At 65.2% G+C, this 19075-nt stretch carries 16 protein-coding genes; 12 read left to right on the forward strand and 4 right to left on the reverse strand.

The features are described from left to right. Positions 1 to 124 precede the first annotated feature (124 nt). The 6 genes from Q0L25_RS07570 (at position 125) to Q0L25_RS07595 (ending at position 6820) form a co-directional block, all read left to right on the forward strand. Positions 125 to 1444 (forward strand): erythromycin esterase family protein, encoded by a 1320-nt coding sequence (locus tag Q0L25_RS07570; protein ID WP_296613027.1) that lies wholly within the window; start codon positions 125 to 127, stop codon positions 1442 to 1444. A 2-nt stretch (positions 1445 to 1446) separates the two neighbouring features. Further along, positions 1447 to 2109, forward strand: a complete 663-nt coding sequence (locus Q0L25_RS07575; protein WP_296613029.1) for an alpha/beta family hydrolase — start codon at positions 1447 to 1449, stop codon at positions 2107 to 2109. Next, positions 2099 to 2761, forward strand: a complete 663-nt coding sequence (locus Q0L25_RS07580; RefSeq protein WP_296613031.1) for a phosphoribosyltransferase — start codon at positions 2099 to 2101, stop codon at positions 2759 to 2761. The genes Q0L25_RS07575 and Q0L25_RS07580 overlap by 11 nt, the downstream gene beginning before the upstream one ends. A 91-nt stretch (positions 2762 to 2852) precedes the next feature. Beyond that, positions 2853 to 3323 (forward strand): NUDIX domain-containing protein, encoded by a 471-nt coding sequence (locus tag Q0L25_RS07585; protein WP_296613033.1) that lies wholly within the window; start codon positions 2853 to 2855, stop codon positions 3321 to 3323. A gap of 109 nt (positions 3324 to 3432) precedes the next feature. Next, positions 3433 to 5868 carry a phosphoenolpyruvate synthase gene (gene ppsA, locus Q0L25_RS07590; RefSeq protein WP_296613034.1) on the forward strand — a complete coding sequence of 812 codons (2436 nt, stop codon included), beginning with the start codon at positions 3433 to 3435 and terminating at the stop codon, positions 5866 to 5868. Continuing rightward, on the forward strand, positions 5861 to 6820 hold the full coding sequence (locus Q0L25_RS07595; protein ID WP_296613036.1) for a 1-phosphofructokinase family hexose kinase: 960 nt from the start codon (positions 5861 to 5863) through the stop codon (positions 6818 to 6820). The genes ppsA and Q0L25_RS07595 overlap by 8 nt, the downstream gene beginning before the upstream one ends. A gap of 214 nt (positions 6821 to 7034) precedes the next feature. On the opposite strand, the gene Q0L25_RS07600 is transcribed toward Q0L25_RS07595, so the two are convergent. Continuing rightward, positions 7035 to 7715, reverse strand: a complete 681-nt coding sequence (locus Q0L25_RS07600; protein ID WP_296613038.1) for a BON domain-containing protein — start codon at positions 7713 to 7715, stop codon at positions 7035 to 7037. 240 nt (positions 7716 to 7955) lie between these two features. On the opposite strand from Q0L25_RS07600, the gene Q0L25_RS07605 reads away from it, so the two are divergent. The 4 genes from Q0L25_RS07605 to Q0L25_RS07620 all read left to right on the forward strand — a co-directional run bounded on the left by Q0L25_RS07605 (position 7956) and on the right by Q0L25_RS07620 (position 14274). Then, a complete protein-coding gene (locus tag Q0L25_RS07605) occupies positions 7956 to 9248 on the forward strand; it encodes a glycoside hydrolase family 130 protein (RefSeq protein WP_296613040.1) in 1293 nt (430 codons plus the stop codon). A gap of 90 nt (positions 9249 to 9338) precedes the next feature. After that, positions 9339 to 10133, forward strand: a complete 795-nt coding sequence (locus Q0L25_RS07610; protein ID WP_296613041.1) for a universal stress protein — start codon at positions 9339 to 9341, stop codon at positions 10131 to 10133. A gap of 549 nt (positions 10134 to 10682) precedes the next feature. Beyond that, positions 10683 to 11336 carry a BON domain-containing protein gene (locus Q0L25_RS07615; RefSeq protein WP_296613043.1) on the forward strand — a complete coding sequence of 218 codons (654 nt, stop codon included), beginning with the start codon at positions 10683 to 10685 and terminating at the stop codon, positions 11334 to 11336. A 346-nt stretch (positions 11337 to 11682) separates the two neighbouring features. Then, positions 11683 to 14274, forward strand: coding sequence for a cation-translocating P-type ATPase (locus Q0L25_RS07620; protein WP_296613045.1), 2592 nt, complete (start codon positions 11683 to 11685; stop codon positions 14272 to 14274). On the opposite strand, the gene Q0L25_RS07625 is transcribed toward Q0L25_RS07620, so the two are convergent. From Q0L25_RS07625 to Q0L25_RS07635, 3 genes are all read right to left on the reverse strand, one after another. Then, on the reverse strand, positions 14230 to 14943 hold the full coding sequence (locus tag Q0L25_RS07625) for a Bax inhibitor-1 family protein (protein WP_296613047.1): 714 nt from the start codon (positions 14941 to 14943) through the stop codon (positions 14230 to 14232). The two genes, Q0L25_RS07620 and Q0L25_RS07625, sit on opposite strands and share 45 nt — an antisense overlap. Positions 14944 to 15042: 99 nt before the next feature. Beyond that, on the reverse strand, positions 15043 to 16302 hold the full coding sequence (locus tag Q0L25_RS07630) for a glycosyltransferase family 4 protein (RefSeq protein WP_296613049.1): 1260 nt from the start codon (positions 16300 to 16302) through the stop codon (positions 15043 to 15045). A 75-nt stretch (positions 16303 to 16377) separates the two neighbouring features. Further along, on the reverse strand, positions 16378 to 17988 hold the full coding sequence (locus tag Q0L25_RS07635; protein ID WP_296613050.1) for an AAA family ATPase: 1611 nt from the start codon (positions 17986 to 17988) through the stop codon (positions 16378 to 16380). Between the two features lie 267 nt (positions 17989 to 18255). Here Q0L25_RS07635 and Q0L25_RS07640 point away from each other — a divergent pair, with 267 nt between their 5' ends. Both Q0L25_RS07640 and Q0L25_RS07645 read left to right on the forward strand, forming a co-directional pair. Beyond that, positions 18256 to 18597, forward strand: a complete 342-nt coding sequence (locus Q0L25_RS07640; protein WP_296613052.1) for a hypothetical protein — start codon at positions 18256 to 18258, stop codon at positions 18595 to 18597. Between the two features lie 16 nt (positions 18598 to 18613). After that, the gene (locus Q0L25_RS07645; RefSeq protein WP_296613053.1) at positions 18614 to 19069 is read left to right on the forward strand and encodes a response regulator; all 456 of its coding nucleotides are present in this window, start codon (positions 18614 to 18616) and stop codon (positions 19067 to 19069) included. Positions 19070 to 19075 lie beyond the last annotated feature (6 nt).

The following is a 19075-nucleotide window of genomic DNA, read 5'->3' on the forward strand; positions in this document are numbered from 1 at the left end:
CCAACTCCGGATGGAAAGTGGACTGATCCCGCCGTGGAAAGGCAGCTGACGCGGGAAGCGACGTTGCGGAACATTACGGACAGACAAGCGGCATAGCGGACCGCATTGTCAGAAGATGGCCGACATGCCGCAACCCTCTCGCAATGATCTGGTCGGCTTGCTCCGACATCACGCGGAGCCGTTGCCGTATCCAACCGACAGCGCGGCTTTCGGGCGTTCGTTCGACCGGTTCGGCGATGCGCGCATCGTCCTTCTCGGAGAGGCCACGCACGGCACGGCCGAATTCTATCGCGCACGCGCGGCGATATCGCGGCACCTGATCGAACATCATGGCTTTTCGATCATCGCGGTCGAAGCCGACTGGCCGGACGCCGCCCGGATCGATGACTATGTCCGCCACCAGGCCGCCCGTCCGCGCCGCGGTGAGCCGTTCATCCGTTTCCCGACCTGGATGTGGCGCAACATCGAAGTGCTGGAATTCGCCGATTGGCTGCGCGGGCACAATGCCGAGCGCGACGCCGACGACCGCGTGTCGTTCCGCGGGCTCGATATCTATTCGCTCAGCGACTCGATCCACGCGGTGCTGACCTATCTCGACACCGTCGACCCCGACGCCGCGGCGGAAGCGCGGCGGCGCTATGGCTGTCTGACGCCTTGGCAAGACGAGCCGAGCGACTATGGCCGTGCCGCGTTGAAGGCCGGCAAAGGCGATTGCGAAGAGCGCGCGGTCGCGCAATTGCGCGACCTGCTCGATCGGCGCGTCGAATATATCGCGCAGGACGGCGAGCAATGGTTCGATGCCGTCCAGAATGCGCGCATCGTGCGGGCCGCCGAGCGTTATTATCGGGCGATGTATCGCAGCTCGGCAGAGAGCTGGAATCTCCGCGATCGGCACATGTTCGGTACGCTCCAGGCGTTGCTCGCGCACCATGGCGAGGGCGCCAAGGCGATTGTCTGGGCACATAACAGCCATATCGGCAACGCGGCCGCGACGGCGATGGGGTGGCAGGGCGAATTCAATATCGGCGAGCTGTGCCGGATGGCGCATGGCGAAGAGGCCGTGTTGGTCGGCTTCGGCACCGATACCGGCACGGTTGCCGCGGCCAGCGCATGGAACTGCGATATGGAGATCAAGCAGGTGACGCCTGCGCGGCCGGACAGTTTCGAAAGCGCTTTCCGCGCGACCGGGCTCGACCGCTTCATGGTCGATTGGCGCGATGCGAGCGGCAAGGCCGATCTGATCGAGGCATTGCGGCAACCGCGCCTCGAGCGCGCGATCGGGGTGGTTTACCGCCCCGACACCGAGCGCCTCAGCCATTATTTCGAGGCAATCATGGCCGACCAGTTCGACGCGTTCGTCTGGTTCGCGCGAACGAACGCGGTGACGCCGCTTGGCGCCGAGCACGCCCGTGGTGCTCCCGAAACCTGGCCGTTCGGGCTGTAACCGTGAACGCCGCCGCGCCCCCGATCGACGTCGCTGTAGGGCCCGACGGCCTGATCGGATCGCTGGGCATTCCCGAGCAGGCCCGGGGTATCGTCATCTTCGCGCACGGCAGTGGCAGCGGCCGGCTGAGTCCGCGCAACAATTATGTCGCCGAACAACTGCGCCGGGCTGGGCTCGCCACTTTATTGCTCGATCTCCTCACACCCGAAGAGGAGAATAATCGGCGCAACGTCTTCGATATCCCCTTGCTCGCTTCGCGCCTCTCGGCCGCCGCGGCCTGGACGGCGACCTTGCGCGCGACGCGCGATCTGCCGATCGGGTTTTTCGGGGCGAGCACCGGAGGGGGCGCGGCATTGCTCGCGGCATCTACCGCGGGCGAGCGGGTGCGTGCGGTCGTTTCGCGTGGCGGGCGACCCGATCTGGCCAGCGCGCGCGCTCTGACGCAAGTTCGTGCGCCGACCCTGTTGATCGTCGGGAGCCGCGACATTCCGGTGATCGAGCTCAACGAAATCGCGATGCAACATCTTCGTTGCCCGAAGGAACTCGTGCTCGTTCCCGGCGCACACCACTTGTTCGAGGAACCGGGCGCACTCGACGCCGTGGTCGGTCTCGCGACGAGATGGTTCCTGCGTCATCTGGATGCGGAGGCTTCCTATGGTCCCTGAGTTTCACGACCGGCGCGACGCGGGGCGGCGGCTTGCGGCAGCCTTGGCATCCTTCAAGGCGAGCCATCCGCTCGTCCTCGCGTTACCGCGCGGCGGCGTGCCGGTGGCGTTCGAAGTCGCCCGCGCGCTCGATGCCGATCTGGATCTGCTGATCGTACGCAAGCTCGCCGCGCCCGGCCATCCCGAGGTCGGGATAGGCGCGGTCCTCGACGGCGCACTCGCCAGGATGGTGCTGAACGACGCCGTGGTGAAGCAGCTTCGTCCCTCGCCGGAATATGTCCGCGCCGAGGTGGGGCGCCAGCTGGAGGAAGTCGCGCGTCGCCGTCGTGCCTATCTCGGCGATACGCAGCCCATTCCCATCGGCGGACGCACCGTCATCCTGGTGGATGACGGCATCGCGACGGGCGGCACCGTGCGGGTTGCGCTGAACGGCATTCGCCAGGCCGATCCGGCGCGGCTGATTCTCGCCGTCCCCGTGGCGCCGGCTGAAACGCTCGTGGCGCTGCAGCGGGAATGCGACGAGATCGTGTGTCTGAGTACCCCGGATCCCTTCTTCGCGGTCGGCGCGCATTACGAGATATTCGATCAGACCGACGATGAAGAAGTGATCGAATTGATGCGAGCCTGTCGAGCGCGATCACCGGCAGCCTAGCCCAGCGCCGATGCTTTGACATTGGAGGCGATTCTGGCGAACCAAGAGCGCGTCCAGCGCCTGCCGTGCCGCCTTACCGAGTGATTGCCGTATGCCGACTAGCGCCGGTGTTCTGCTGTTCCGCCGTCACCGCCTCCTCGAAATATTGCTGGTTCACCCGGGAGGGCCATTTTGGCGTCATCGCGATCAGGGTGCCTGGCAGATTCCCAAGGGGCTTGTGGAACCGGCGGAAACCCCGGAAGCCGCCGCGCGCCGCGAAGTGGCCGAGGAACTCGGTATCGATGTGGTGGGCCCTCTCATCGCGCTAGGGTCCGTTCGGCAGGCAGGTGGGAAGATCGTCCATGCCTTTGCGGTCGAGCGCGATTTCGATCCCGCCGGACTGACCAGCAATATGGTCGAAATCGAATGGCCGCCCGCATCCGGCCAAAGGACGCGGTTTCCCGAGATCGACGCCGCGCGCTGGTTTGCTGTGGTGGAGGCGGAACGAGCCATGCTCGCAAGCCAGTTGCCTTTCATCGAGCGCCTCCTCGCTGCGGTCGATCACTCCCCGCATCCTGACTAGGCGTCGCCAGGAGATTGGTGGGTACTGCCGGAATATCTCCGTTCGGACCATAACCGACTCCGTAGGTTTCCCGATGTCGCGGAGCCGCTCGGATGCGCAAGGTCGCGTCATGACCGACCTCAGCCTCATCGACTCGCCCCCGTCCGACACGGCGCCACGCCGTGTGATCGCACTCGACGCCGTCCGCCGTGACGATGTCGCGCTCGTAGGAGGAAAAAACGCCTCGCTTGGCGAGTTGATGCGCGCGCTGGGCGGCCAGGGAATTCGTGTTCCGGTAGGGTTCGCCGTGACCACCGATTCGTACCGCGAATTGGTCGAGAGCGCCGGCCTGCAGCCGAAGATCGACGATGCGCTGGCCGCTTTCGCTTCGGGTCGGGTGGACCTCGCCGCCACTGGATCGTCGATCCGCGCGCTGTTCGAGGACACGGCGCTGCCGCGCGCCGTCGAGGAGGAGGTTGTGGCCTCGTATCGCGCGCTCGCCCGGCGGCGTGGCGTTGCTGATCCAGCGGTCGCGGTGCGGTCGAGCGCTACGTGCGAGGACCTCGCCTCCGCGAGCTTTGCCGGTCAGCAGGAAAGCTTTCTGAACGTCCGCGGCGAAAAGGCGCTGATCGAGGCGTGCCGGAAGTGCTTCGCGTCCTTGTTCACTGACCGCGCCATCGCGTACCGGCAAGCCAAGGGCCTGGCCGACAAACAATGGGCGCTTTCGATCGGCGTCCAGATCATGGTCCGCTCGGACCTCGCCGGTGCGGGCGTCATCTTCACGCTCGATCCGGAAACCGGATTTCCCGGAGTGGTGTCGATCAGTGCGGCTTGGGGACTCGGCGATACGATCGTCCAGGGTGTGGTCGATCCCGATATGCATGAAGTGGCCAAGGGGCTGGTCTGCGACGACCGTGTGCACCCGATCGTGGGCAAGGTGCGGGGAAGCAAGCTGCAAAAGACGGTCCTGGGCGGCGAGGCCGGCCAGACGACCGCGCTCGTCCCGACGAGCGAACACGAGCAAGCCTGCTTCGTCCTGGACGATGACGAAATCTTGCAGTTGGCACGCTGGGCGTTGCTGATCGAGGATCATTATGGCCAGCCGATGGATATCGAATGGGCCAAGGACGGCGAGTCCGGGCAGCTCTTCATCGTTCAGGCGCGGCCCGAAACGGTCCACTCCAATCGCCGTGATACGCCGCTGCGCTCTTGGACGCTCAAAGAGCGTGGGCCGGTGCTCGCGACCGGGGTAGCGGCCGGCGACGGCATCGTGACGGGCACCGCCTGCGTGATCGCGCGCCCGGAGGACGCGGATCGGTTTCGCGACGGCACCATCCTTATAGCGGCCGCCACCGACCCGGACTGGGTTCCGCTGATGCGGCGGGCGTCGGGTATCGTCACCGACCATGGCGGTGCCACCAGCCATGCCGCGATCGTCAGCCGCGAACTGGGCATTCCGGCGATCGTCGGTACGGGGCATGGCACCACGACCATTCCGGACCAGGCGCAGATCACTTTGGCTTGCGCAGGCAGCGCCCTCGGTACTGTCTATGCCGGCGCGTTGCCCTATGCCTGTGAGGACATCGCGGTCGGCACGCTACCCGAGACGCATACCGACCTGATGCTGAACGTCGCCGATCCGGCCCAAGCCTTCCGCTGGTGGCGGCTGCCAAGCAAAGGCGTCGGTCTTGCGCGGATGGAATTCATCATTTCGTCGCTGATAAAGGCGCACCCGATGGCGCTCGCGCATCCCGACCGGATCACCGGTGCCGCTGTTCGCGATCAGCTCGCGGCGCTAACTGGCGAGTATCGGGATGGAGCAGAATTCTTCATCGACACGCTCGCCCGCGGGCTTTCGCGGATCGCCGCCGCGCACCATCCCCGTCAGGTCATCGTTCGGATGAGCGACTTCAAGTCGAACGAATATCGCCATCTGCTCGGGGGTGCGGATTTCGAACCGGTCGAGGCCAATCCGATGCTCGGGTTCCGCGGCGCCTCGCGTTATTATCATCCCAGCTATCGCGACGGCTTTGCGCTCGAGTGCCGCGCATTGCGCCGCGCGCGCGAGCAATTCGGCTTCGACAATATCATCGTCATGATCCCGTTCTGCCGAACGCCGCTGGAGGCAGACCATGTCCTGGCCGAAATGTCGCGCCATGGCCTCCAGCGCGGCGACGCCGGGCTGAAGGTCTATATGATGTGCGAGCTGCCTTCGAACATTGTGCTGGCGGAGGAATTTGCTGCGCGGTTCGACGGTTTCTCGATCGGATCAAACGACCTCACCCAATTGGTGCTCGGTGTAGATCGCGACTCCGAACTGCTTGCCGCCGCGTTCGACGAACGCGACCGGGCGGTCACCACGCTGATCGGCGATGTCATTCGGCGCACCCGGGCCTGCGGCATCCGCGTCGGATTGTGCGGAGAGGCGCCGTCGCTCTATCCCGAATTCGCGGCGTTCCTGGTCGAGCAGGGGATCGACTCCATTTCACTCAGCCCCGAACGGTTCGTTCCAACCCTTGCGAGCGTCGCGGCGGCAGAACGCGCGGCGGTGCACGCCAATGGCTGATGTCGTCACGCTTTGCCTCGGGCCGGCGCTCGACAGCACCACGGCGACCGATCGTGTCGAGCCGAGCCGCAAGCTTCGGTGCGACATTCCCCGCCACGATGCCGGCGGCGGTGGGATCAACGTCGCGCGCCTGCTCCACGCGTTGGGCAAACAGGCGGTGGTCGTGTTTCCCGCCGGCGGCTCGACCGGCAGGGATGTGGCCGAACTCGTCGATGCCAGTGGTACCTCTTTCCATACAGTGCCGGCATCCGGTGCGACGCGGCAGAGCTTCTGTATCAACGACCGCGCGGCCCAGGTTCAGTATCGCTTCGTTCTTCCCGGCACCCCGCTGAGCAGCGCCGAGCAGCAAGCATGCCTCGACGCGCTGACAACCGAAGCAACCGGCGCCCGCTATGTCGTGCTTTCCGGCAGCATTCCGGAGGGCGTACCCCTCGATATTGTCGGGCGTGTTGCCGGTTGTGCGCGCGCGGCGGGCTGTCGGCTGATCGTCGACACGTCGGGCGCGGCGCTCCGGCAGTCGTTGTGGGTCGGTGCCTGGTTGATCAAGCCCGACCTCGAGGAATTGGAAGACCTGGTCGGCCGGCGGCTGACGAGCGACGCCGAGATCGACGAGGCGGCGCGCGATGTGCATCATTCGGGCAATGCGGACGTGCTGCTGGTGTCGCTGGCGGAGCGCGGCGCGCTTGTCGTGACGCGACAGGGTCTCACCCGGATCGCAGCGTTCCAGGTGACGCCGGCGGGAGGGAGCGGCACGGGTGACTCGATGATCGCCGGCTTGATCTGCGGGCTGCTCGAAGGACTGGATGTCGTCGAGGCCGCGCGGTTCGGCGCGGCAGCGGGCGCAGCGGCGTTGACGAGGCCCGGAACGGCGATGGCCGATCCGGCGGAGATTCGGCGGCTCTTCGCCACCGGGACGGCCCCCACCCGCAGTCCGGCGCTGGCCGCGTCATGACTGGGCGTCAGGGATCCAAGGTCGGGGCCAAGGCGCGTCTGCGCCGTTGGCCGCGCACCGACCCGCGGGCCCGCCTTGTTTCGCTCCTAATGCTGGGTGCCTTTTGCGTGATGTTCCTGCTCGGCATCGCCCTGTTGATCTTCGTCCTGCGCGATCTCTGGGTGTTCATGGCCACCATGATGCAGCCCTAGGAACTTGCGGGCTTTTGACCCGATCATTCGATGACGATGCAATTCTCCACGCGGTCGATGCCCTGAAGGTTGCGAAATACCTCTTCGGCCAGTGTGCGATCCTGGTCCGACCGAGCTTTACCGGACAGCCGTATCACGCGGGCCGAGGCCGCGATGTCGATTTGAGCCGCGGCCGCTTCTCCGGCGTCGCGAAAGGCGGCGATGAGCCGCGCCCGCATGCTGCCCAGCGAAGGCATGCCGTCCACGCGTATGGTGCTGGTGACGTTCTTGACGCCGCGCACCCGGCGAATTGCCGCGAGCGCGGCCTTTGCCTGGCCGGGCCATTCGACGTGGCCGCCGATGGCGACGTTGCCGTCCAAGACCGACGTGATCAGGCGATCGGGGGCGACCCCGGCGTCGAGCGCCAGCATCGTGCGGACGCGCAGCAGGATTGTCTCGTCCGCGTCGCTGCTATGGGGTGCCACGCGAAGATCGTCCTGGACGTCCAGCACGCCGGCTACTCGCCGGGCAGCCATCAATGCCGCCTCTTTGGTCTTCTCGTCGGCCAGGACGCCGGACAGAACGGCGACGGCATGTTGAACGGTGACGTGGATCGCGTCCCTTTCGTGCAGATGCTCCAGTTCGGTGCGAACGTCGCGAAGCAGTTGCGCGTCGTTCGCCGAGTCCGCTTCGTGCTGCAACAGCGTGTCGAAACCGTCGGGCATCTTTTATCGCCTTCCTCGAGAAAACATCGGTCAGAACCGGCACCGTAACGTGTGCGCTCAAGCAGAGAATCAGGAGCTTTGCGGATGACGGCGATGCGGGCGCCAGCTTCGCATGGGAGAATCCCCTATACGCTCACGGCGCGGCATTACCGATAAGACGGCGACGCCACCTGAGGGGAAAGGAACGCCGTGGACGCCGCGAACCTGTCTTTGCCCGCTTCGCCGCGGGGACAAACGCCCGTGGCGGAAGCAGCGAGCACCGGCACCACCTTGTTCTCGCCCGAGCCGCAGCGCGTCGTGCTGCGGCCGTTCTTTCCTGCCGAGAACGGCACCGCCGAGTCGCAAGAAAACAGGGTCGATCACATTCTCGACCGTGTGCTGGCATTGGCACCGGCCGATCTCGACCGCGAACTGGACCATGTGCTGCAAAGCCTGAACAGCCGCCATCGCGACGTCGAGCTCCTCTTGGAGCGCCGTTTCGACGCAATTGCCGGGCCGCACCTTCGCGGCCGATCGATAAGCCCGTCACAGCGGTTGTTGTGCGGCGCTTACTTTACAGAGGAATATTCGTTCGAAGCGGCGGCGCTGTTCAACCCCAGCGTAACGCCGCATCCGCATCAGAGCGGACTTGCCGCAGGGGAGACGCGCTTGCTGTTCTCGTTGCGCGCGATCGGCGAGGGCCACATTTCGTCGATCGTGTTTCGCACCGGCGTGACCAGCGCGGATGGCGTCATCCGGGTGGATCCTCCCAGCCGCTGGGCAGTGTCCCCGGCGATCGAGTTCAGCAGGCGCCCTCGCAGCCGAACCGGGGGCAGGGTGCATTTGTCCTACAGCGGCTGTGACGACCCTTCCGAAGTCGTCATTTTCCCCGTTACCTATCAACAGCGTCATGGGGTGGAAGATTTGCGCCTGGTCAGGTTCGTGGAGGATGACGGCCAAGTCCTCTACATCGGGACCTACACCGCCTTCAGCGGCGAGACGGTGCGGCAGGAATTGCTGCGCACGTCCGATTTCGTCGACTTCGATCTCGATCCGCTCGAGGGATTGCTCAGCGCGACCAAGGGCATGGCGCTGTTTCCTCGCCGGATCGACGGCCAATACACGATGCTCGGGCGCCACGATCACGAGAATATCTGGCTGCTGAAGTCCGACACGCTCACCAGCTGGAGTAGCGGGGAAATCCTCCTGACGCCGCAATGGCCGTGGGAATTCGTCCAGGTCGGCGCGTGCGGGCCGCCGATCGAGATCGACGAAGGCTGGCTGTGCATCACGCATGGCGTGGGGTCGATTAGGACCTATTGCCTCGGCGCGTGTCTGCTCGATAAGCAGAACCCGGCCAAGCTGCTGGCGCGCTCGGTTGAGCCCCTGTTACGGCCCAGCCCGCAACAGCGCGACGGTTACGTCCCCAACGTCCTCTATAGCTGCGGCGCGCTGGTCGCCGGACGCAATCTGCTCCTCCCTTATGGAGTCGCGGACTCGCAAGTCGCCTTCACGGCGCTACCGCTTGCCGAAGTCCTGTCTACGCTTCGCTAAGCCGCGCGGTGCGAAGTCTTGCGTAACAATACGCATTTCGGCCGATTGGAAGCAATTTAAGCTGCGTCTCTCTGCCAAGGGGGCTGCGCCGTGCTGAATATTCTCGTTCCGGTATCAGACGCTTCCGACGACGGGCAGAGTGGGCGCGTTCGAGTGGCGATAGAAATCGCCAGGGCCCTGACCGCACGTTTGACGGTGATCGTCGAAGGCCAATTCGCCCTGGCGGGCGGTGATTGGTCGGGACCGCCACCTTGCGCAACGCCACAACAAGAGGCGTTCAGTCCGGTACCGGAGCAGCTTGCCGATTTGCTCGACCGATCGGCAATCCGATGGGGCTGGATCGAACGGCCTGGCGGTTGGCGAGAGGTGTCGCACCAGGTGGGAACCGGTTGGCTGGTGGCCGCGCCGCCAACGAACGCAGCGGATGGCATCGGCGGTGCGGTCGATATCGAAGAGGCGTTGATCCAGCACCGGCTCGCGATGGTGACGGTACCGCCGAACCTCCGCTCGTTCGAGGTCAGGGGTCATGCCCTGGTCTTGTGGGACGGGTCGCGCGAAGCGGGCCATGCGCTCGCCGCTGCGGTTCCGCTGCTGCGGGTAGCGTCGCGGGTCACGCTTCTGGAAATCGACGACGGCACGCTCGCCACGCTTGGTTGCCAGGCGCTCGATCTGCTCGCGGCGCGCGGCATCGCGGCGACGCTGTCATACGTCAAATCAGATGGCAGAGGCGCCGCGCGGATCGCGTTAGACGAAATTGCGGCGCGGAGTCCGGACTATGCGGTCATGGGCGCGTTCGACCCGCCAAGCTGGATGGCTCGGCTGAGCGGCGAGGTAACGGGCGAACTGATCCGGCACAGTCCGGTCCCGCTTTTTCTTAAACACTAAGCCGCGGGCGTCAGCCCCCGCAGAATCATGCGGACCCGCTCCGTTTGCACATCACTCATCCGGTGATGGAGCCTCTTGCGGATACTGCTCCAGCGGCGCCTCTTTCGGCCAGGGGGAAACGATCTCGGGCCCGCCGGGAGTTGGTGCGGGCTCGGCCTCGGGCAGCGCCGGAGCCTCCGGCGGCGCTTGCGGATCGATCCGATCCGGCGCGGGTTCAACGGGTGGGCGAGGCACGATATCCTCCGTGGCGATTGAGCCCTTCGTTTATCGTGGCTGGCCGCCGCGCCGGCCATCGGGATTTGTACGAAGGCGTCGCCCGGCATGTGTCGCGGCCGATCCAGACAGCACGCTAGAATTGGCCGCTCCAGCCTAAGGATAGTTACGCATGTTTCGCTGGTGATCCCGCCGTCATGGTGACTGGGCAGCGTTGCGCGACCGTGGTTTGTGGTCGGCGATCCGCGCGAGGCAACCTGGCGCGCTCATCGCCCATCGAGGTCGGGTCCGTGCAACCCTGCCCCCCCCCTTGTGTGACACAAAGGAAATCAGGCGATGAAAAAGTCAGATGGTCAATTGCAGGACGATGTGATGGCGGAACTCGCGTGGGAACCCAGCGTGGACCACGCCGATATCGGCGTATCGGTGGTCGACGGCGTCGTTACGCTGAACGGCTTCGTCAAGAGCTATCCCGAAAAGCTTGCCGCCGAACGCGCCGCCAAGCGCGTTGCCGGCGTCAGGGCGATCGCCGAGGAGATCAAGGTCCGGCTACCTTCCGAGCCGAAGTCGGCGGACCATGAGATCGCCAAGCGCATCCTCGACATGTTCTCCTGGAACGTGCTGATCCCCGAAGACGGGATCAAGGTGAAGGTCGAACATGGCTGGGTCACGCTGACCGGTAAGGTCGAGTGGCACTATCAGTCGAACGAGGCGCGCAAGGCGGCGGGGCGCGTTACCGGCGTGATCGGAGTCAACAACCTCATCGAGGTCAAGCAATTGCCGGTCGCCGCCGACGTCAAGGACCGGATCATGGCCGCGTTCAAGCGCCAGGCAGATCTCGATGCCGCGTCGGTCACCGTCACCACGGTTGGCGGCAAGGTCAAGCTGGGCGGTAAGGTCAAGGCGTGGAACGAGCGCAGCATTGCCGAACGCGCCGCCTGGGCCGCGCCGGGGGTGACGGCGGTCGAAGATCATATCGTCGTCGCATGACACCGGAGCAAGCGGGTCCGGGTTCCGGGCCCGCTTTCCCGGCTACATGCTGCATATGAAGAAGGGCTGCTGTTTGCCTTGCCGGCCCGCATCTTTCCTGGACGAGCGCGCTGGCGATGCTCGGCGCCACGTGGCGTAGGCGAACTCCACGGATGGTTCATGGGGCGATGATTTGCGCGCGTTCGTGGTCGCGTTCACAGACCGTCACTGCCGACCAAGCGGGTGCCATGTCGAACGGGATTGCCTACAATCCCCTGCCGGCTGACTCGATCCTGGCAGTGTTCGTCGGCATCCGCGCCAGCGTAGCTGCATCGCCGTCACGGGAGCAAAAATAGTGTCGGGCGAAATGCTTAACAGACAAATGCGCCCCAACAAGGGAGCGGCCGTCGGCCTGACCGGTGCCGAAGCAACGGCGCGGCTCGCTCGCGATGGTCCCAACGAACTTCCCCGCCGCAACCAACGCGCGGCGTGGCGCATTGCGCTGCAGGTCGTGCGCGAGCCGATGTTGGCGATGCTGTTGGCGGCCGGTGGCATCTATCTCCTCCTCGGCGACAGAAGCGAGGCGATCATCCTGATCGTCTTCGCCGGGTTCTCCGTGGCAGTCGCGATCGTCCAGGAAGTGCGGACGGAAAAGGCATTGGCCGCGCTCGGCGAATTGGCGGCGCCGCGCGCCATGGTGATACGCGACGGCCAGCCGATACGGATTGCCGGCAGGGAAGTGGTCAGGGACGATCTTCTCATCATCGAACAGGGTGACCGCGTCGCTGCCGACGCCGTGCTGATCGAAGCCGACAATGTCGAATGCGACGAGTCCCTGCTGACGGGTGAATCGGTGCCCGTGCACAAATATGTTCTCGACTCCGATGCGGGGCCGACGGGCGCCGAAGCCGACCGGGAAGTGCGCGGCGGATCGATCGTCACCGCGGGCCGCGGGCTTGCGCTGGTCACCGCGACCGGGAGCGCCAGCCAGATCGGCCGTATCGGCCAGCTGCTCGCGACCGTTGAGAGCCAGGCACCCCGGCTTCAGCTCGAAACTGCGCGAATCGTCCGCCTGTGCGCGATCGGCGGCCTCGGCACCGCGGTGTTGGTCGCTTTGCTCTACGGATTTCTGCGCGGGGGATGGATGAATGCCCTGCTCACCGGGATAGCGACGGCGATGTCGCTGCTGCCGGAAGAATTTCCGGTAGTGCTCACCGTATTCCTGGCGATGGGGGCATGGCGGATAGCGCGGGTGGGCGTGCTAACGCGCCGCACGGCCGCGATAGATACGCTGGGTGCGGCGACCGTTCTGTGCACCGACAAGACGGGAACGTTGACGCAAAATCGCATGGCGGTGGCGGCCTATTGGATGCCGGCGGGCGACGTCACGATGGTTGGAGATGCGCCAGGGGACGCCCATGCGGCGTTGCTAAATGCTGCCGCGCTCGCCAGCGCGCCGATCCCGATCGATCCGATGGAGGTGGCCTTTCACCAGGCAGCCGGAGAAATGGGAAGAGCTGTTGCTCCCGAATGGAACCTCGTCCACTCCAACGGCTTGCGCTCCGACCTCCTGGCCATGTCCAACGTCTGGCAGCCGGCTGACGGAGAATCATTGATGGCCGCGGCCAAGGGCGCGCCCGAGGCTATCGCCCGGTTGTGCCGCCTCGACCCCGCCGCTCGCAAGGAACTCGACGCGGCCGCAATGGCGATGGCGTCGCGGGGTATGCGCGTGCTCGGCGTGGCGTCGGCGGCCGTGGCGCCGAACCGGGCGACCAGCGAGCATCTCGAGCACGGCTTCACGCTTTCCGGTCTGATCGGCCTGTCCGATCCGGTCCGGCCGGGAGTGGTGGAGGCGGTCGCGCAGTGCCGCGCCGCGGGCATCCGCGTGGTGATGATCACCGGCGATTATGCCAGCACGGCGGAAGCGATCGCCGCCGAGATCGGGCTGGGCGAGGGCGAGACGATGACCGGGGACCTGGTCGCCGCGCTCTCCGATGAGCAACTGGAGGACCGCGTTCGGACAGTGAGCATTTTTGCCCGGACGCTGCCCGAGCAGAAGTTGCGTATCGTGACCGCACTGAAGGCCGCGGGAGACGTTGTGGCAATGACGGGCGACGGCGTGAACGACGCGCCCGCCCTGAAGGCTGCCGATATCGGCGTCGCCATGGGCCGGCGTGGCACCGACGTGGCGCGAGAGGCGGCATCTTTGGTCCTAGTCGATGACGATTTCGGCGCGATCGTCCTCGCGATCCGGCTTGGCCGCCGCATCTATGACAATATCCGCAAAGCGGTCGGTTTCATCTTCGCGGTTCATGTGCCCATTGCCGGCCTCGCGCTTCTGCCTCCGCTGTCCGGTCTGCCGATCCTGCTCGGGCCGATCCAGGTCGCGTTGCTCGAGATGATCATCGATCCGGTCTGCGCGCTCGTGTTCGAGGCTGAGCGCGACGAACGGCTCATCATGGACAGGCCGCCACGCGCGCCCGGCGAGCGCCTGTTCGCCGCCCCGGTGGTGGTGCGTGCCGTCATCGAAGGAGGACTGGCCTTTGGCCTTCTGGCGGGGGTCGTGGCTCTCGGAATCGCATTGCAGATGCCCGAAGCGAAACTTCGTACGCTGGTCTTCTTTTCGCTGGTTGCCGCCGTCCTGGCGCTGGTGCTGGCGCACCGTTCCTACAGCATGTCGCTCGGCCACGCGCTTTTCCGCCACAATATCACGTTCCGCTATGTACTTGCGGCCATCGTCGCCGGTAGTGGGTTAGTCCTGGAAGTGGCATCGATCGCGCACGCGCTGGGCTTCGCGACGCTGGGTTGGTCCGACCTCGCGATAATCGGGGCCGGCGGAGCGACGCTGTTATTGGCGTTCGAACTGGTCAAGAGGATCGGGGGTAGTCCCGGAAACGATCCCGCGGTCCCTTCTTCAGGGACGCGTCTGCCGGCGCCCCCGGGCGGCTCCGACGACTGAAAACGGCAGGTTGATGAGATCGAAATAAAGCGTCAGCGCGCCGGTGATCGCGCTCGTGGCGGGAGGCCCCTCGCTCTGCGTGAATAGCGTCCTGACGCGATCCGTATCGGCTGCCGCAAGGGCGGCGAACACCAGGACGCCTGTTATGGCTAAGATGAGGTCGAAAACCCCCGACCGCAGGAACAGGTTGGCAAGTATCGCCGCGCTCAGTCCTGCTATGGATGCCAGCACGAATTTAGCCGTCGCCGACAGATCGCAACGCGCGCGCCATCCGATCAGCGCGAGGCAGAGATAGCTGAATGCGCAGGTGAGGAAAGCGATGTCGACACTGGAAATAGCGGTAAGAAAGGCGAGGGCCACGGCTACCGCCATACCGGTCGCAGCGGAGAAGGTCAGGAAGAGCATCCAGGCGATGACGGCACCCAGACCCGCGAGACGACGATCAAAGAAAAGGACGATCGCCGGCGGCAATGCCATGGCGGCCCAGCCGAGGACAGTCGGTGCGGTTTGGCGGAAAAACGATCCGTACAGGCTCGCGCTGGAATAGAGCAGGGCCGCCGAAAAACCCGAGACGATGAGGCCGCTCGCTATAATGGCGTACACCAGCGCCGCGTAGCGCGCGATCGGTGTCGTGTCGGCGCGAATCCGAAAGGGGTCGATTGTGGCCATGGGCCGGTACCTCCTGACGTCGTTTCTGCGCCGGGCGGCGGCGTCGCGCGATCCGTAATCCCTCGAATAGGGGGCGGGCGAGGGTGGGCCGGGACAAGCTTATCCTGTCACTAGTTCCGCTGCCCGTTTGGCCATCGCTGCCGCGGGAATCGCCGTCGGGCCGTCGACCCGCGCCAACGTGCGCTGAACCATGCGATGCCAGGTCAGCGCGCGCCCATGGGCATAGGCCCGCGCCGCTATCCGCGCGCGCAGATCGTCGTCGGCGAGTAACGTGCCCACCGCATCCGCCATTTGCTCGACCTCGTCGAATCCCACGAGCGGGCCGCGCCCATCCGCCAGCAATTCGGTCGCATGGATATAGGGCGTCGAGACGATCGGCTTGCCCAGCGCCGAGGCGTAGGAAAGCGTACCCGAGGTAATCTGTTGCACGTTGCGATAAGGTGTCACGTAGACGTCGGCGGTCGCCAGACGATCGAGCAAGTCCGCCTCATCGAGGAAACATTCTTCCCAAAGCACATTTCGATCGACCCCGAGCTCGTGCGCCATGGACTTGAGCATATCGCGGTACCGCTCGCCTTCGTGGGCGACTAGATGCGGGTGCGTCGCGCCGATGATGCGATATACCGCGCCGGGACTTCGGGCGAGGATCGCGGGCATGGCCTGGATCATCGCCTCGATTCCCTTGCCGGGCGACAAAAGGCCGAACGTCATGATCGTCTTGCGATCGGGGATTCCGAAGCGTCGCCGCGCGACGCTGGGCATCACGAACTCGCGGTCGGGGACGCCATGCTCGATGACCGCGACCCTGCCGGCGGGGACGCCATAGACGCGCTCGAGCAGCGACCGCGCATGGTCGGCCATGACGACCAGCAGCGACGCACGCGATGCCAGTCGTTCCAGCACCCAGCGTTGATCGGGGTCCGGCGTTTCCAGCACCGTGTGGAGCGTGACGACGACCGGTGCCGCGACGGCATCGAGCAGATCGAGCAGATAGGCGCCGGCAGGTCCGCCGTAGATGCCATATTCGTGCTGCACCCACACCAGATCGACGGCGCTTGCGTTGATCCGCCGGGCCGCAAGGCGATAGGCTTCGCGCTCCTCCTGATCGACCGCCATCGTAACGGCGGGCGGAAAGTCGTATTGCCGGCCGGGATCGACGATCGCGTAGACGTCGATACGAGGCGCAGGCCGCAATGCCGCCAGCGCGCCATGGACATGGGTGGTGAAGGTCGCCAGGCCGCAGAGGCGCGGCAGGAAATTACCGATCAGCGCGATACGGCGAGGGGAGGGTTGGGGCTTTGCGGGCGTCCATGTGTCGGTCGCGCCGGCGGCTGGTGCGTCGATACGTTCCTCAAACATCGCCAATCATCTCCCAGCATCCGCTATGGGCTAGGCTGCGATCGTTCCGCGCGCGATACGGGAATATACGATGCGCTATGCACCCGCTGTTGCCGCGCCGGGTACCTCGTCCAACGCCTGTTTGACAGCCGCGCGCACTGTCGCGGACAAAACGGGGAGCGGGACGTCGGCATCGATCGGGTGCCAGCCCACCGGTTCCGGTATGTGTCGGGCAGACTGAAGTTTCACGACACCGCTGTTTGCGTCTGACGCGTCGGCCGATCGCCGTTCGACGCGCTCCAATCGCCGACGCTCGCTCGCTTCCAGCCAGCAGCCGACGAACGGCACATGGGCATGCACGGCTACCCGGCCGATCTGCAGCCGTTCCTCGTCGCCGCCAAACACCGCGTCCGCGACCACGAAGCGACCGTAGGAGAGGTGGTAGCGGGCATAATCGTCGAGCAGGTCGTAGACGACCCGATTAGCAAATGGGGAATAGAACGCCGGCGACAGTCGCTCCTCAGGAGGCACGCCAGCCAGGCGCTTGCGCAGCACGTCGCTGCGCAAGATGCGGGCGCCCGGAGCATTCCCGAAATGCCCGCCGACCGCCCGCGCGACGGTGGATTTCCCCGTGCCCGAGAGGCCGCCGATGACGATCAGCGCGGCGTCGCCCGGCCGCATCATCGCTTCGGCGAGCTCGAAATAGCGCTTGGCCTCTGCGGAATCCTCCGGGCTCGCCGTTCGTTCCGCCGTCGTCGCCATCACATGCGCCCGCACGGTCGCGCGCAACGAGATGAACAGCGCAAGCAGCCGGACTCCGTCCTCGTCGCCCGAGATATCGATGTAGCGGTTGAACACGATATTGGCTTCGCACCGCAGATTTCGGTGCCAGAGATCCATCAGCAGAAACGCCAGGTCGTACAACGTGTCGATCGTAGCCAGACCCTCGTCGAACTCGAGGCAGTCGAACAGTACAGGGTCGCCATCGATCAACGCCACGTTGGCGAGATGGAGATCACCGTGACAATGCCGGACCCAGCCCCTGCGTCCCCTTCTGTCGAGGATGCCGGCGTGGCGGGTGCAGGCATCGTGCTGGGCGGCGAGGAGATCGGCGATACGGCGTTCGCCGAACACGGCCCCGAATCCGGCCAGACTGTCCGCGTTGCCGTCGATTACGCACGCAATATCCATCGCCCCGCTCTGCCGCACGATCGGTTCTGCCTGACGGTGGAACGCGTGGATGCGGTCGGCCAGGCGGATCAGCAATTCGCTGTCCAGCTCGCCGCGCTCGGCAATTTCGCTGAGCAGCGCGTTATCGGGGAACCGGCGCATCTCCAGGATCCAGTCGACGGGCTCTCCCGCCCCGTCGATGGCAAAGCCGATGTCCGTTCTCGCGATCGGGTGGACCGCCAGATACATGTCAGGCGCCGTGCGCCGGTTGAGCCGCAGTTCTGCCTCGAGCGCCGCCCGACGACATTCGGAGGTCGAAAAGTCGAGATAGGGGAAACGAACCGCGCGCTTGAGCTTCCAGGCTCTGTCGCCCGCCAGAAACACGCTCGCCGCGTGTGTGTCGATGCGCCGGCAACTTCCGCCGGTCGATAGCGTACGCTCCAGGAAGTCGATGAGGGCGCTCTGCGCTTGCAACCCGTCGGCGGACGGTACGTCGTCGTCGAACGTGAAATCGTCATTGCCAGCACAGAGGATCATCGATCGCCTTTCGTCGTCGCGACTCGGCGGGCTAAGGATCGCTGTCTCGGCGCGCGCGCGCACTAAGCAATGATGCTTAATCGCGCTTGCGCCTCCGTCGTCGCACCGCGGCAACGCAGAATATAGATATTTCACACCCTTGCTGCCTCGTCGCGGCCACCGGCCCTATCTCGGCAGGGTCGGCCGGGTAAGGGAACTTACGAAGTGTCCGCGACCGGCAAGTCGGCGAGGTTCCCACCATCCACTCTGAACATGGAAGGTAGGGCAATGCATGCATTAGCGATCGGTCACGCGGGTCCGGATGCCGCCGCTGCCGTAAACGGTCTCTGGAACGCGGGATATCACTCGATCATGCGTGTCGAGGAGTCCAACGACGCCGGTGCGGCTATCGCGTCTTTTCACCCGGAGCTCGTCTTCGTTCTGCCGGACGTCGCCCAGTCGCACTCGATGGCCACATTGCGGGCCATCGCGAAGGAAGCCGATGCGCCGGTTATCGTCGCGCGCGCCGGCACGGAGCGGGCGCTCGAATGCCTCGGTCCGTCGGCGGCGATCGACGGAGCCGATCGCTCGTCGTCTCGCCCAACCATCCACTTTCCGCTCGCGGCCTGATCGGATTTTTAGCGTAATGCGTATCAATGCGGATAGCGGTAGTACCGAAGCGGCCTTATCGGTCCGCCATGACCATGACGACGTTCATAGCATGACGACCAAGGTGGCGAACCCGCGCTTAGGCCGTGACGTGATCCTCATCGAGGACGATGATGCGTTGCGACGCTCGCTGCAACTGCTGCTCATCGGCCAAGGCTATCACGTCCTTGCCTTTTCGCAGCCCGAGGCGGCTATCGCTTCATCGGCGTCGCTCGCTGCCGCATGCCTGGTGATCGACTATGTCCTGCCGCGTCACAACGGCATCGAGACGCTACGGATGTTTCGCGCAAAGGGCTGGCAGGGGCGCGCGGTGTTGATCACGGCGTTTCATTCGCCAGGGTTACAAGATGCCGCCGCAGAGGCGGGATTTGCGGCTGTGCTTCCCAAGCCGTTCCGGACCGATGATCTGGGCCGGGCAATGGGAGACGGATGAACGCTA

The organism is Sphingomonas sp. (assembly GCF_024508665.1).
In the GTDB taxonomy this organism is placed as follows: domain Bacteria; phylum Pseudomonadota; class Alphaproteobacteria; order Sphingomonadales; family Sphingomonadaceae; genus Sphingomonas.

Coding starts and splice junctions, on each gene's coding strand:
- Q0L25_RS07595 (WP_296613036.1), top strand. CDS start 5,861: ATGGCTGATGTCGTCACGCTTTGCCTCGGGCCGGCGCTCGACAGCACC.
- Q0L25_RS07620 (WP_296613045.1), top strand. CDS start 11,683: ATGCTTAACAGACAAATGCGCCCCAACAAGGGAGCGGCCGTCGGCCTG.
- ppsA (WP_296613034.1), top strand. CDS start 3,433: ATGACCGACCTCAGCCTCATCGACTCGCCCCCGTCCGACACGGCGCCA.
- Q0L25_RS07570 (WP_296613027.1), top strand. CDS start 125: ATGCCGCAACCCTCTCGCAATGATCTGGTCGGCTTGCTCCGACATCAC.
- Q0L25_RS07635 (WP_296613050.1), bottom strand. CDS start 17,988: ATGATCCTCTGTGCTGGCAATGACGATTTCACGTTCGACGACGACGTA.
- Q0L25_RS07600 (WP_296613038.1), bottom strand. CDS start 7,715: ATGCCCGACGGTTTCGACACGCTGTTGCAGCACGAAGCGGACTCGGCG.
- Q0L25_RS07625 (WP_296613047.1), bottom strand. CDS start 14,943: ATGGCCACAATCGACCCCTTTCGGATTCGCGCCGACACGACACCGATC.
- Q0L25_RS07615 (WP_296613043.1), top strand. CDS start 10,683: ATGAAAAAGTCAGATGGTCAATTGCAGGACGATGTGATGGCGGAACTC.
- Q0L25_RS07645 (WP_296613053.1), top strand. CDS start 18,614: ATGCGTATCAATGCGGATAGCGGTAGTACCGAAGCGGCCTTATCGGTC.
- Q0L25_RS07630 (WP_296613049.1), bottom strand. CDS start 16,302: ATGTTTGAGGAACGTATCGACGCACCAGCCGCCGGCGCGACCGACACA.
- Q0L25_RS07640 (WP_296613052.1), top strand. CDS start 18,256: ATGCATGCATTAGCGATCGGTCACGCGGGTCCGGATGCCGCCGCTGCC.
- Q0L25_RS07580 (WP_296613031.1), top strand. CDS start 2,099: ATGGTCCCTGAGTTTCACGACCGGCGCGACGCGGGGCGGCGGCTTGCG.
- Q0L25_RS07585 (WP_296613033.1), top strand. CDS start 2,853: ATGCCGACTAGCGCCGGTGTTCTGCTGTTCCGCCGTCACCGCCTCCTC.